The organism is Dorea hominis, from assembly GCF_014287705.1.
Taxonomy (GTDB): Bacteria; Bacillota; Clostridia; order Lachnospirales; family Lachnospiraceae; genus Dorea_D; species Dorea_D hominis.
In genome coordinates this window covers 23,162-37,688 of the sequence record NZ_JACOOY010000007.1, presented here as the reverse complement: position 1 = coordinate 37,688, position 14,527 = coordinate 23,162, and the positions used below count along the sequence as shown (strand labels likewise).

Here is a 14,527-nt window from a genome sequence, read left to right as displayed (position 1 = left end):
TTTGCACCGACCGGAGCGACAGCGGAGACAAGTCCTAGTCAATCAGTAAGTGTTCCGTAGGAATGTCCGGTGGACATTTCGCAGGGATACTTACGCCATTGATGTGCCGGGGTTCCAAGGGGCGGAGCCCTCTGGCAAGTTTAGGAACAGCCCAAAGGCTGGCTCCGGTGCAGAGTGGCTTGCCACTTTGCGAAACTTGCCTGTCATCTTCCCACTACTAAACCGATACCAGCCAAGCAGCATTTCCACACTGCATTATCAACCCTAAATGGAGATGACGGTGGTTTTGTGGTGCAGGAACTGACTGTGGAAGAAATAGAAAAGCTTCCCTTTCGATAGATTTTCTCTTTCTGAAACAGGCTGTTCGTGCATCACTCCGATGCGAAGTATCGGACAATCATGTGCCGTATCCGGCACTCTATTCTTTTCTTCACCTTGCTTGTTCAATCCACCCTTAAGCACTTCTCTTCTCCACTTAATCATTTTCTTCTCCTAATGGAACTTCCCGGATAATATATTCGGTATCGCCATAAAAGCCATACTCATTACGCAATCTATGACGTTCCACATATCCATGATGCTCTAATTCCTTAATTGCAGAACGAACAGAATCAATCCCATCTCTGCTCAATGTTGCCAGTCCTTGCATATTGTAATTCCAGTCATCTGGCAAACTTAACATCAACGATAATAGACCTTTCGCTTTCAATGTCAGATTCTTATTCTTGAAATGGTGATTACTCATTACCGTAAAATTCTTAGTTCTCTCTACACGAAAAATCTGTGCCATGCTCCCATCCTCCTTTTCAGTTCAAAAGAAAAAGACGCAAGCCATATTCTTATGACTCACGCCTTTCTGCATAACTTACTTTTCTATTCTTCTGTTTCCAATTCCAATCTCTGTAAAATATCTCTTACAATACCTGCATCTTCAATCAGATTAATTCCAAAACATTTTTTACCTGCATCCTTCAAAGACGCACCCACATGATATGCTTTCGTTTTATCAAGAATTAAAAAACGATCATGAAATGCTCTTGTGTACTTCACATCCAGTTTAGGATACTGTGCATTAAAGTTATCTACATCTGTTTGAGATAATTTTGTCCGTTGCTGTGTATAAACTGTCACCGCCACATTTTCTTTCTTTTTGGACAACATATTTAATGTTCCTACATCCACATAGCCATCTACCAGAACAATTTCCATTTCTGCTTTCTGAATCAGTCCTATCAATAAGCTGAATGCATCATATATCTGACCATCAAAAAATATCTTTTGATTAGACTCCTCATGATCTGATATGTACTCAAAAATCTGCTCCAGTTTTTCATCTGTCTTTTTCTGATATTCCAGTTGTTTTAGCTCAACGTTACTAATCCTTTCAAACAAAAGTGCATTGTTGGCTATAAACCGTCGCATTTCTACAAATGCACGCATAATACCTATACTTACATTAATTGCCACCTCACTATGCAATACACTTGCAAGCATGGATATTCCCTGCTCTGTAAATACATACGGTAATGTACGTCTGCCACCATAACCATTTTCTGTTCCACTGCCATTTGAGGTGCCAAATTGGCATTTCAAGTTTTCATATTCATCTTTTGTAAGCTGAAATCGAAAATCTTCTGGAAATCTGGCAATATTTCTTTTAACGGCTCTGTTTAACGCTCCCGTTTCTACCTGATAAAGCATTGCCAGATCACTATCCACCATGACTTGTTTGTTTCTTACTACATAAATCAGATTTTCAACGTCCGGTGGCATGATTTCAACTATTTGTGTTTCCACTGGTTCCATTTCTCTTACTTTCTGATCCGCCATTCCATCTCCTCTATAACTTGAAATGCCAAACTGGCATTTCAAGTTACTTTACCGAACAATCATTTCTTATGAGTTCCCAAAATCCATGTTCCCATTTTACCCTATTTTTCTCATTCTGCCTACTGCTATTTTTCATACAATAATGAGGTCGCAATCCACGACCTCATCACCTTCATTTAAACATAAATCAATTCCTTGAGAATAATCTCTTCTGCAATTGCTTTGTGTTGATTAGCAGCTCTTACCCAGGCAATCTGATCTTTCTCTTTATCCGGCAATGGTTCTTTTTCTTCTAACTGTTTCAGTATTACCTCTTCCCGTTCTCTGGCTGCCTTGTCCACTTCCAGAAGATGCTCTCCAATGGTATCCTGTAAAAGCATCACCTGATAGGTTGAATTTCGATAGTTTTTCAGATAATCTCTGCGAAGAAAACCATACTTGCCAAGTTGCTCCATCTGCTCACCGGATTTATAGGTGAGATTCGGGATCAGATATCCATTTACATTTGTATACGTTAATTCCATTTTATTAGCACTCTCCATTTCTCATCATTTTTTGACCACAAATTTACGACATTTACGACAAATCTGACACTGCTTTACAATACCAGACAAAATGACTGATGCCCCGGAAAGCCTGTAAAACAGGCACTTCTAGGATACACAAGACAGGACAAAAATCGACTTCCATTATCAAGAGGTGAGTGCTAATTTTGAATATTTTCATTTTCGTTCTCACTTGCCACTGATCATTCAACAGAAAATCTGCCAGATATTACTTTTTTTCAGCCAAATTATTCTTCGTAAGTAAATATATAGGACTCATATCCGTTAATAATAACCGTATTCTTATATTTCGTAACTCTTGGTTTTCTTCCATAATTTAGATGCACATGTCCGTGAAGATGGTATTTCGGCGAATATTTTTCCAAAAGCTCCTTAAATACTTCAAATCCCTGATGTGCGGCTGATTCTTCATCATTGATCCCTTTCGTCGGTGCGTGAGTCAACAGAATATCAAATCCTTTTTTCTGTCTCATTTTCAACCACATTTTCTGCACTCTGCGCTTCATTTCTTTCTGTGTGTATTGATGGGATCCGCCATTGTACCAACAAGATCCGCCAAGTCCCAGAATCCTTATCCCTTTATATTCATAAATCTGGTTTTCAATACAAATACAGCCTTCTGGTTCTTTTCTTTCATATATCCCATCATGATTTCCATAAATATATAATAATGGGCAATGGGCCATTGTCACTAAAAAGCTAAGATATTCTGGTTTCAAGTCCCCGCAGGACAGTATAAGATCAATATCCTTTAATTTATCCGGCGTATAATAATCCCAGAGACTTCTGGATTCTTCATCTGCTATTACGAGTATTTTCATACGTTTTTCTACAACCCCTGCAATTTCAGAAGTTCTCCTACTCCTTCCTCTAATTCTGACCGTTCCGGTATGCTTCCTATTACGTTCTCATAGAGCCAATCCATCGTAACCAATTCTTCAACATCTAATATTTCTCCGGCAGTTCCATGAATTTCCCCATTTTGATCACATAATTCTCCTTCAAATGGATGAAAGCTTCCGTCTGCAATAAACTGGGCAAAGCTCTCTGCCATACGTTTTACTCCGCCCGGAACTCTTTCAGAACAGATTAATTCTATCACTCCTGCAGATAATCCCCACCAGTAGTTCAATGTCTTTTTATCACCATATGCAAGCGGTTTCCATGATCCCTCCAGAATATACTGCATGATCCGTTCATAAAAATTCCCCCAGTTTACAATACTGGTCGCGATTCTTGTGATTTCTCCTTTATCTTGAAAATATAATCCGTATGGACTTTCCGTTCCTTTTTTGCTAATCATTTCTTTTGCTGAAATAATCTTCAAATCCTTCTTTTCTTCTTCAGATCTGGAGTTTTTTACTCCTGTCCAGATTAGTTTTACCTGGGCTCCCGGCTGCATCATCCGAACACCGATTGAAAATGCATTGACATTCGCAATAGTTCCATACATCGGATAATCCTCTTCATAGCCGATCACGCTGTCTCTATCTGCCGCTGCTCCCGCTATAAGTCCCAGTAAAAATTTAATTTCATAATTTCTTGTCAGATATGTTCTTACAGATTTGTATGGGAAATTCAAAGAACAATTAAAAATATAAATGTCCGGATGTTGCAAAGCGACCTGCACCGATGCCTGCATCAACGTTGCGGCTGTAGTAAAAATCACCGTATTTCCATCCTCGATCGCCGCCTCAAGCACTTCACTTCTTGCTGTCTGCGACTGGATATTCTCATACACACTGGTAATTACTCTTCCACGAAATGAATCCTCCAGCTGTTGTCTCCCTAGTTCATGCGCATAGTTCCATTCACTGGAATTTGCACTTCCTTCATAAATAAAAGCAACTTTCATCACTCTTTTCGCCGGTGTCAGAAACCTTGTCAAAATCGGGATCTTTTCCGCCTCCGGCTCCATCACGCGCTCCACCTCTGTTTTTAGCGCTTCCGGTTCAATTTCTTCACGGATTGTTTCCAGTTTTTCACGGATTTCCACAGACGTTTTTTCTTTCAATTCTTCATATGGAAAAATATCAAGGCACCGCAAAAAAGCAGTCCCTATATGTTCCGGCACAAAATCTCCGGCCATAGATTCATACATGATTTGAAAATGGATATATACACTTGACAGTCTTCGGATTTCTTTCTCTTTCCACTTGCTGTTCCAGTCTTTTCCCATTGCCTGCAGCAGACTTTCATAATCTCCCGGTTCCGGAAATATGATCATATTCAGACCGGTTCTTTTATAAAACTCTACGAATTCATAATATACTACATTCTCTTTTTTATTATCTTGTACCGGAAGAATTCTTGTAACATTTGCCAATATAGTCGGCATTTTCAAATATTTCATAATGCTGACTCTTTTATTACCTTCCTGTACGTAGAATCTGTTTCTGTATTCATATACGGTCACCGGATCTCTCAATCCTTCTTCCATCTGAGACTGGAAAAGATTGATCCACTTTGCTGCAAATTCCGATGTCTCATCTAATAGGGGAAGAAAATCCGGACTGAACGCATTGCTCCTTGCGGCTTCTTTTGTTCCTACAACCAAAGATAATGGAATTTCCATCATTCCAAGATATTGATTTCCTGCAGTTTCCTCCCCTTCTAGAATTTCATCCAGTACGATCGGATATGGTGATTCTCCCTTTGCGCTCGCCCGTCTGGACTGACGCTGCGCAAGTTTTCTTGCCTGTTTATAATCATCCAACGGCATTTTCTCAGCCCTCCTGTTTTTATATAGCACGCTACTTTAACTTTTGTGAATTTCCACGAAAAAAGGGGCAGGAATTCCCGCCCCTTTTTTTAATGCTATGCTTCCAGATTGATTCCATCCTCGTCAAATACATGTACTTCACTTCCACGGAATTTAAAAGATACTTCCTCTCCGATTGCAAGATCAGAAAGTGTTCTTCCATTGAGATCCATTGTCTGCACGATAATGATTGTATCTTTTCCAGCTGCTGTAACATGCAGATGAATCGCACTTCCCATCATCTCGGCTACATCAATCTTACCGGTAACTGCCTGTGCTCCAGGCTCTGACAATGAAATGTGCTCCGGACGAATACCAAGTGTAACCTTCTGCGATTTTACACCTTTTGCTGCCAGATTTTTCTCTTTTTCTTCTGACAGTTCCACTCTGACTCCATCTACTTCTACCTGATATTTTCCTGCATTCTCGATCAGTTCTGCATCAAAGAAATTCATCTGTGGCATGCCGATAAATCCTGCTACAAAAATGTTCACCGGATGATCAAATACTTCCTGCGGTGTTCCGATCTGTTGAACGACACCATCTTTCATGATAACAATACGATCTCCAAGTGTCATAGCCTCTGTCTGATCGTGTGTTACATACATAAATGTAGTATCGATTCCCTGACGTAATTTGATAAGCTCTGCACGCATCTGATTACGTAATTTTGCATCCAGGTTGGATAATGGCTCATCCATTAAAAGAACTTTCGGTTCACGCACGATGGCACGTCCGATTGCAACACGCTGGCGCTGTCCACCGGATAAAGCTTTCGGTTTACGATCCAAATACGGTGTGATTCCAAGAATTTCGGCTGCCTGATCCACTTTCTGGTTAATTTCATTCTTCGGCATCTTTCTAAGCTTTAATGGAAATTCCAGATTCTCACGAACTGTCATATGTGGATAAAGTGCATAACTTTGAAATACCATTGCGATATCTCTGTCTCTTGGTTCCACATCATTCATTTTCTTGCCATCAATTAAGAGTTCTCCATCTGAGATTTCTTCCAGTCCTGCCACCATACGCAGTGTTGTTGATTTACCACATCCGGAAGGGCCAACAAGAACGATGAACTCTTTGTCCTTAATATCCAGATTAAAATCCTGAACAGCTACTACGCCTTCATCAGTTACTAAAAGATTACTCTTCTTTTCAGATGAACCTTTCTTTCTTTTTTTCTCTGTGTTCGGGTAAACTTTTTTAATGTGCTTTAAAATTACCTCTGACATAAATTAAGACTTTAATGATACTGCCTCCGCAATGTATCATCTCGTGACCGGCGATTTCTTCCGCGCCACATTACGACAGGTCTCCACACTGTCGCACCGCAAGCCTGACGGATTTCCTCCTTTTCTTTCCCTGAAAATGCAACAATGAGTGGAGTGTTGCATCCGGGCGGATTTAAATATTTATTTTTTCGAAGTATAAACCAGAACTTTTATTTTCGCAATCTATTTTCAAAAATTTGACCATTCTTATTGATTTTGCACAATTTTGAAACCTAGTCTTAAGTATTTTTCAACATATTTTTCATTTTTAACCGTTTTTTATTGTTTTTTCTTATCCATAATGCTATGATGAAGCCAACAAATGGAAACGTTTTCGGAAACAGTTCCGAACTATTGGGCTTTTCACAAAAACACCCATTTTACAAATTATTATTTTATTTAAGGAGGACCATATTATGAACAAGAAACGTTTGATGGCAGCCGGACTTGCAGTTATAATGACAGCATCTATGGTAACTGGATGTGGCAGTTCTGACAGCAAGAAAGAATCAAAAACTGATGCGAAAGGATCTGTATACTATCTGAACTTCAAACCAGAAGCAGATGATCAGTGGCAGGAGCTTGCCAAAGAGTACACAGATGAGACTGGAGTAAAAGTAGAAGTTGTTACCGCAGCTTCCAACCAGTATGAAACTACATTGAAGAGTGAGATGGGTAAATCAAAAGCCCCTACATTATTTCAGGTAAACGGACCGGTTGGTCTTGCTTCATGGAAAAAATATTGTTATGACCTTTCCGGTTCTGATGTTTACAAGCAGCTTACTTCTGATGATTTCGCATTAAAAGAAAACGATGCAGTATATGGTATCGGATATGCAATTGAATCTTACGGAATCATCTATAACAAGAAATTACTAAAAAAAGCCGGATATTCACAGGATGATATCAAAGGATTTGATGATCTGAAAAAAGTTGTTGAAGATATTACAAGCAGAAAAGATAAATTAGGATTCTCCGCATTTACATCTGCTGGTATGGATGGTTCTTCTGACTGGAGATTTAAGACACATCTTGCAAACCTTCCTATTTATTATGAATACCAGAAAGACAAAATTGACAACACAGATAAGATCAAAGGAACTTACCTTGATAACTACCGCAACATCTGGAATCTGTATATCAACAACGCAACATGCAGCCCGAAACAGTTAAGTACAAAAACAGCTGATGATGCAACTTCTGAATTCGTAACAGAGCAGGCAGTCTTCTATCAGAATGGTACATGGGCATACGCAGATATCGCTGATGTTGGAGATGAGAATCTCGGAATGCTGCCAATCTATGTTGGTGTAAAAGGCGAAGAAAATCAGGGACTGTGTACAGGTACAGAAAACTACTGGTGTGTAAACAAGAATGCTTCTAAAGATGACATTCAGGCTACTCTTGATTTCATGAACTGGTGTGTAACTTCTAAGACAGGTACAAAGGCAATGTGCGGAGCTGCAAACGCTATGCCTTCTGGTGCTGACGGTATGGGATTTGTAATTCCATTCAAAGGGAACCTTAAATCAGAGAATCCACTTGTTAACGTTGCTAATGATTATGTAAAAGAAGGAAAGACTCCTGTTTCTTGGAACTTCTCTACAATGCCTTCTGAACAGTGGAAGAACGATCTTGGTTCTGCACTTACAACTTACGCATCAAAACAGACAGATGCGAACTGGGCAAAAGTTAAATCTGCATTCGTAGATGGATGGGCAAAAGAAGCAAAAGCAAGCAAGTAATTTATAACAAAACAACTTATTATTGCAGGGGAGCACACTGCTCCCCTGTTTTCATACAAAGAGGGATAATATGGAAAAATCTATTAAACGTTATTGGCCAGTTTTTATACTTCCTACCATGGCAGCTTTCATGATCGGATTTGTCGTTCCATTTCTGGAAGGTATCTATCTTTCCTTTTGTGATTTCACGACCATCAAAGATGCCTCTTTTGTAGGACTTGAAAATTATGCAAAAGCTATTTCTGATAAGACATTTACACATGCCTTCTCTTTCACAACTGTTTTTGCAATTGTTACTTTAGTATTGATCAACGTGCTGGCATTTGCGGTTGCACTTGCACTTACCCAGAAGATCAAAGGAACGAATATTTTCCGTACCGTATTTTTTATGCCGAACCTGATCGGTGGTATCGTACTTGGTTACGTATGGCAGCTGATTTTTGACGGTATTCTTGGAAAGTTTGATCTTGCACTGAAACTGAATGCAAAATTTGGTTTCTGGGGTCTGGTCATTCTGATCTGCTGGCAGCAGATTGGTTATATGATGATCGTCTATATCGCAGGTCTTCAGGCAATCCCAGGTTCCTTGAATGAAGCAGCGATGATCGACGGTGCCAACGCAAGACAGCGTCTTTTCAAGATCACCATCCCGATGATGATGCCTTCCATCACCATCTGTACATTCTTAACGATCACAAACTCATTCAAACTGTTTGACCAGAACCTTTCACTGACATCCGGTGAACCAATGCATCAGACAGAAATGATGGCATTGAACATTTATGATACGTTCTACGGTCATGTAGGATTTGAGGGAGTCGGTCAGGCAAAAGCCGTGATCTTCTTCATAATTGTAGTAGCAATTGGTTTGATTCAGCTTCGCGCAACCAGAGATAAGGAGGTTCAGCAATAATGAAAAATAAAAAAAGCGGTATTTTCGCCACTCTCTTTTTCACTGTAATCTCTATTCTTTTCGTGGCACCGATTTTTGTTGTTTTGATGAATTCATTTAAGAGAAAAGCTTTTATCAGTCTTTCCCCATTTTCAATGCCGGACGAAAAGAGTTATGCAGGTCTTGAAAACTATGTTACAAGTATTACAAAATATGAATTTGTAAAAGCAGTTGGCTGGACATTATTTATCACCGTCCTCTCTGTAATTGTAATTTTAGTATGTTGCTCTATGTGTGCCTGGTACATTACACGAGTAAAGAATAAACTGACAAAACTGATTTATCTTTTATGTGTATTTTCTATGGTTATCCCATTCCAGATGGTTATGTTTACCCTCTCCGGAACAGCTGATTCTCTTCACCTGAATACACCTTGGGGAATCGTAATCGTATATCTCGGTTTTGGTGCCGGACTTGCAGTCTTTATGTTCTGCGGTTTTGTAAAATCAATTCCGATTGAAATTGAAGAAGCTGCCATGATCGATGGATGCAATCCGATCAAAACATTTTTCTCAGTCGTACTTCCTATTATGAAGCCAACTTATATCTCTGTCGGTATTCTGGAAGCGATGTGGATCTGGAATGACTTCCTTCTTCCTTACCTTGTACTGGATATCAAGAAATTTAAAACAATTTCTATCGTTGTACAGTATATGAAAGGAAGTTATGGACGTGTAGATATGGGAGCAATTATGGCTTGCCTGATCATGGCGATCATCCCTGTTATCGTATTCTACTTAAGCTGTCAGAAATATATCATCAAAGGAGTTGCGGCAGGTGCTGTAAAGGGATAAAATATACTCCGTACATATTTTTTAACTGCTGTTAACAGAAAGGATTTTTAATTATGACGATTAAGGACATTGCAAGGTTATCCGGATATGGTATCGGTACTGTATCACGGGTTATAAATAATCATCCGGATGTCAGTGACAAAGCACGGCAACGGATCATGGAGGTTATCGAAGAGACAAATTTCCAGCCCAATTCCAATGCAAAGCACTTGAAAATGAGAGCTGTTTCTTCTATCGCCATTATTATTAAAGGAAATCAGAATATTCTGTTTAACGCAATTCTTGAACAGATCCAGCAACGCCTTTTGGCAAATGATGAAGAGGCAGTTGTCAGCTATCTGGATGAAGATGCGAATGAAGTCAGTTATGCTATGAGTCTTTGCCGGGAAAAAAATCCAAAAGGAATATTTTTTCTCGGTGGAGATCTGGAATATTTTGAAAAAGATTTCAAATACATCCCTGTCCCATGTGTTCTGCTGACAAACAGCGGAAAGGATCTGAAATTTACGAATTTATCCTCTCTGACAACAGACGATGCTGCAGCTTCTGAGGCAGTAATCGACTATCTGGTAGATCAGGGCCATACACATATTGGAATCCTTGGTGGTAATCTTTCCGACACACAAGTCAGCTATAAACGTCTGACAGGCTGTATTGCCGGATTCAAAAAGCACCATCTTGATTTCCAGCAGGATCTGCAATATGAACCTTGCCATTATTCTGTCGAAGAAAGTTATGAAGCTGCTCTCCGACTGTTAAAGCGAAACTCGTCATTGACTGCAATCTTTGCTTTTGGTGATATCATTGCATTTGGTGCAATGCGGGCCAGTTTCGATCTTGGCAAAAGAATTCCGGAAGATATTTCTCTTGTGGGATATGATGGCATTGACCTCTCCCGTTTTTTTGTCCCAAGACTTACAACCGTCCGTCAGGATACCGCTCAGATGGCCAAGCAAGGCGTTGATTTGATGTTACAGCGGATCCATTATCCTTATAAAGCAGTTCACAAGGTCATTCCTTATGAACTGATCAAATCAGAAAGTGTAAAAAAAATAAATTAGAACGGAAAGGAGGGTTTATGGTGAGAGCTGCAGGTATTTTAATGCCCATTACTTCTCTTCCTTCCCCATATGGAATAGGAACCTTAGGTCAGACCGCACGTGATTTCATCCAGTTTCTTGAGAAATCTGGTCAGACATACTGGCAGATTCTTCCTATTTGCCCAACCGGATATGGAGATTCTCCCTATCAATCATCTTCTACCTTTGCAGGCAATCCTTATATGATCGATCTTAATGATCTTGTTTTGGAAGGATTACTGCAACGCGCTGACTTTGAAAATTTCTCCTGGGGAGACGAACCTGAAAAAATAGATTATAAGCTACAATATGAACAGCGTTTTGTTGTTCTAAAAAAATCTGTCGGAAACGTTTCTACGAACATGGCTGACAGTCTGTCTGCATTTTTTCAGACAGAAGCTTACTGGTTAGATGATTATGCCTTATATATGGCTGTTAAGAATCATTTCGGTGGAACCGCATGGTCCCAATGGCCAGAACCGGTAAGACTTCGTGACACGAATAAATTAGAGGAATTAAAAACAACTCTTGCAGAAGACATTTTATTCTGGAAAACAATCCAGTTTCTCTTCTTCCACCAATGGAACAAGTTAAAAGCTTATGCCAGTCAACATCACATTCAGATTATCGGCGATCTTCCAATTTATGTTTCCGAAGACAGTGCCGATGTATGGGCACACCCGGAACAGTTCCAATTAAATGAAGAGTTACGTCCAACAGAAATCTCCGGATGTCCTCCAGATGGATTTTCGGAAGATGGACAGCTCTGGGGAAATCCACTATTTAATTGGGATTATATGAAAGAAAATGAGTTTTCCTGGTGGATAACAAGAATTGCACATCAAATGAAAATCTATGATGTGTTGCGAATTGATCATTTCCGTGGATTTGATTCCTACTTTGCAATTCCTTACGGAGATAAAACTGCGAAAAACGGAGTTTGGAGAAAAGGTCCGGGAATTGACTTCTTCCAGACTGTAAAAGAAAAACTTGGGGATCTTCCAATCATTGCCGAGGATCTTGGTTTTTTAACAGACTCCGTACATCAGTTACTGAAAGAAACCGGATTCCCTGGAATGAAAGTGTTAGAATTTGCTTTCGACACCCGTGACACCGGTTATGGCTATCTGCCTCACTGTTACACAAGAAACTGTATCGTATATACCGGCACTCACGACAATGAGACGATCAACGGCTGGTTTGAAACCGCTCCGGAAGAAGACACAGCCAATGCGATCCGTTATCTTCGTCTGACAAAAGAGGAAGGTTACCACTGGGGTATGATGCGCAGTGCATGGGCAAGCGTATCTGATACAGCGATCATGCAGATGCAAGATCTTCTTGGTCTCGGACATGAAGCCCGGATCAACACCCCTTCAACGCTGAGTGATAACTGGACCTGGCGATGCAAGCCTGAAGACATCTCAGATGAACTCGCAAAGCAGTTATATGAAGAAATGAAAATATACGAAAGACTTCCTCAAATATAGAAGCGAAAGGGCGTAAATGCATTCACATTTACGCCCTCTTTTTCTTTAAATCCCAAGACACATTCTTATGATTCCTAAAATCAGCAAATGCACCGGATAGAAAAGATAATTTACTAACTTATTCTGTTTTCCACGCTCTCCATTATAAGTAAGTGTCAATCCAAATCCAAGCAGAGCCCACGGCTCTTTAAACATAGAGAGGTAACAAAACGGAATTCCAAGTGCCCATCTCTCATGAAAAATATAACAGAAATAACCGATCAGCACCGCATGATGTTCATAGTCCAGACTTGTATTCATTGCTACAAAGCACAATACCGCTACAATGAGAAATGATACGAAATACCATAACGCCTTCGGTAATGATGCCATCTTCTCTTTCAATACGTCGATCACCCAGATCATAGCAAGCACAAGTGCCAGCGTGAACATAATATTGTTCCAGTTGACTTCAACAAATCTGGCCGATGTGCACATATCAAACGGAACCTCTGATATTACTCCAAATACAAGAAGTGTAGTTAAATATCTCCACTTATTCCTTGTGTGGAAATATCCTTCCACAAGAAGGAAGATGAATATCGGGAAAGCGATTCTTCCTAAAATATCAAAAAAATCACTCAATCGATTCAATGCTCCGCCATCCAGATTCGGATAGATCAGTGCTTTATTTGTATGGTCAATAAGCATTGATAAAAAAGCGATATATTTTAGCTGCGCTCCTGAGAATATCTTGATTCTTTCTTTTATATTGTTCATAGATTTTTTTCAGACACCTTTCTTATTTATATTCTAGTAATTTTCTGTGTGAAGCTCGTGTGCTCTCTCGATGGCTGCCACACCTTTTCTGCCCAACACAAGCTCATAATCTGTCGATAATAGCAGAATAAATGCATTTATACAATCTAATATATAATGACTTTTGTCAAGAGGTAAATTGAGAAAAATCACTACAAATTTATTAAATTTTATCTGGCGAACCCGTGCCAACATAGATTTCTCATAGATAGCTCGAACCTTGAAGGATGCTAAAGCCCTTTCAGGGATTCTCCGGTTAATTGTTGTCTGCTTCGCTGTAAGCAGCGTACAGATACTTACGATTTTCTGTAGCTTCCGGGGGAAACACCATATTTTCTTTTGAAAATACGATTAAAATAAGACAGATTATCGAAACCGCTTTCTTCTGCGATCATCAGAATAGATTCATCGGATGATTTAAGAAGCCTTGCAGCCATAGCAAGACGATAATCGTTTAAATATTCGGTAAATCCAGTTCCCATATGAACTTTGAAAAACTTCATAAAATGAGATTTACTGTAAAAGGTAAGTTTCGCCATGTCATCAATTGTAAGTTTTTCTGTATAATGCTCTTCTACATATTTCAAAACAGTTTTCATTTTCTCCAAGGATTTTGGATTGTGAGAAATGGAAACTGTTTTTTTCTGTCTTTCAGAAATCAGAAGAAAGAAAAAGTAAAACAGTGCACTTTTTACTGCAAGCTGCCACCCGGTTGTCTGGTCTGCACAGACAAGGTCAATCTGTCGGATGCAATTGCTTAGAGACTCAAAAACTTCATGAGCAGGAGTAAGAAAATGTTCCACCGGCAAAGTCCCGTCAAGAAGCGGCTTCATATATTGAAGCATACACAAATCATTTGCTCCGGAAGAGAGTAACTCCGGTTTAAAAATAATATTTTCATACTCCATTTTATAAGAAGCATCCTGCTCAATGGCATGAAGACAGCCCGGACATATCATAATAATATCTCCGCTGTGCACCAGATGCTTATCAAAGTCCACAGAAACATAACCCTGCCCTTTTTTAATAACGACAAGTTCCATCTCATCGTGCCAGTGCAACGGCACTCCCGGAAAATCAAGCGGAATAGAGCATAGATACGTATTATAAGGAAATTCTGCGGATGTATGTGATTTTGTTTCGTGATAGTTCTGATATTCATTAATATTCATAAGAAAACAAAGTCCTTTCAACGAGTCCATAAAAATCTATTAGAATGATAGTATTGTACAATAGAT

General features: G+C 39.5%; 14 protein-coding genes. 5 read left to right on the top strand and 9 right to left on the bottom strand.

Annotation, left to right across the window (positions count from 1 at the left end; translation table 11 throughout):
- Nucleotides 1-264: 264 nt before the first annotated feature.
- From H8S07_RS06855 to H8S07_RS06825, 7 genes are all read right to left on the bottom strand, one after another.
- Entirely contained in the window at nt 265-483 is a 219-nt protein-coding gene (locus H8S07_RS06855) for a hypothetical protein (RefSeq protein WP_117538212.1), read from the bottom strand.
- Nucleotides 476-790 carry a helix-turn-helix domain-containing protein gene (locus H8S07_RS06850; protein WP_019162573.1) on the bottom strand — a complete coding sequence of 105 codons (315 nt, stop codon included), beginning with the start codon at nt 788-790 and terminating at the stop codon, nt 476-478. Before H8S07_RS06850 ends, H8S07_RS06855 begins: the two co-directional genes overlap by 8 nt.
- Before the next feature lie 83 nt (nt 791-873).
- A complete protein-coding gene (locus H8S07_RS06845; RefSeq protein WP_005341533.1) occupies nt 874-1,830 on the bottom strand; it encodes an ORF6N domain-containing protein in 957 nt (318 codons plus the stop codon).
- Nucleotides 1,831-2,006: 176 nt separating this feature from the next.
- Nucleotides 2,007-2,354: a TnpV protein gene (locus H8S07_RS06840; protein ID WP_026649314.1), complete on the bottom strand. Its 348-nt coding sequence runs from the start codon at nt 2,352-2,354 to the stop codon at nt 2,007-2,009.
- Between the two features lie 269 nt (nt 2,355-2,623).
- Nucleotides 2,624-3,217, bottom strand: a complete 594-nt coding sequence (locus H8S07_RS06835; protein WP_117538211.1) for a metallophosphoesterase family protein — start codon at nt 3,215-3,217, stop codon at nt 2,624-2,626.
- Nucleotides 3,218-3,225: 8 nt separating this feature from the next.
- Nucleotides 3,226-5,118, bottom strand: coding sequence for a BMP family ABC transporter substrate-binding protein (locus tag H8S07_RS06830; RefSeq protein WP_117538210.1), 1,893 nt, complete (start codon nt 5,116-5,118; stop codon nt 3,226-3,228).
- Between the two features lie 95 nt (nt 5,119-5,213).
- Nucleotides 5,214-6,392 carry an ABC transporter ATP-binding protein gene (locus tag H8S07_RS06825; protein WP_021859902.1) on the bottom strand — a complete coding sequence of 393 codons (1,179 nt, stop codon included), beginning with the start codon at nt 6,390-6,392 and terminating at the stop codon, nt 5,214-5,216.
- 455 nt (nt 6,393-6,847) lie between these two features.
- Here H8S07_RS06825 and H8S07_RS06820 point away from each other — a divergent pair, with 455 nt between their 5' ends.
- The 5 genes from H8S07_RS06820 to malQ all read left to right on the top strand — a co-directional run bounded on the left by H8S07_RS06820 (nt 6,848) and on the right by malQ (nt 12,491).
- Entirely contained in the window at nt 6,848-8,176 is a 1,329-nt protein-coding gene (locus H8S07_RS06820) for an ABC transporter substrate-binding protein (RefSeq protein ID WP_117538209.1), read from the top strand.
- 70 nt (nt 8,177-8,246) lie between these two features.
- Nucleotides 8,247-9,089 carry a carbohydrate ABC transporter permease gene (locus H8S07_RS06815; RefSeq protein WP_021859900.1) on the top strand — a complete coding sequence of 281 codons (843 nt, stop codon included), beginning with the start codon at nt 8,247-8,249 and terminating at the stop codon, nt 9,087-9,089.
- On the top strand, nt 9,089-9,922 hold the full coding sequence (locus tag H8S07_RS06810; protein ID WP_021859899.1) for a carbohydrate ABC transporter permease: 834 nt from the start codon (nt 9,089-9,091) through the stop codon (nt 9,920-9,922). Before H8S07_RS06815 ends, H8S07_RS06810 begins: the two co-directional genes overlap by 1 nt.
- 53 nt (nt 9,923-9,975) lie before the next feature.
- Nucleotides 9,976-10,983, top strand: a complete 1,008-nt coding sequence (locus H8S07_RS06805) for a LacI family DNA-binding transcriptional regulator (RefSeq protein ID WP_021859898.1) — start codon at nt 9,976-9,978, stop codon at nt 10,981-10,983.
- Nucleotides 10,984-11,000: 17 nt separating this feature from the next.
- Nucleotides 11,001-12,491: a 4-alpha-glucanotransferase gene (gene malQ, locus H8S07_RS06800; protein WP_021859897.1), complete on the top strand. Its 1,491-nt coding sequence runs from the start codon at nt 11,001-11,003 to the stop codon at nt 12,489-12,491.
- 45 nt (nt 12,492-12,536) lie between these two features.
- Here malQ and H8S07_RS06795 read toward each other — a convergent pair whose 3' ends face one another.
- Both H8S07_RS06795 and H8S07_RS06790 read right to left on the bottom strand, forming a co-directional pair.
- A complete protein-coding gene (locus tag H8S07_RS06795; RefSeq protein ID WP_117538208.1) occupies nt 12,537-13,250 on the bottom strand; it encodes a TraX family protein in 714 nt (237 codons plus the stop codon).
- 335 nt (nt 13,251-13,585) lie between these two features.
- Complete coding sequence (locus tag H8S07_RS06790) at nt 13,586-14,461, bottom strand: AraC family transcriptional regulator (RefSeq protein ID WP_186855733.1); 876 nt, start codon at nt 14,459-14,461, stop codon at nt 13,586-13,588.
- Nucleotides 14,462-14,527: the final 66 nt, after the last annotated feature.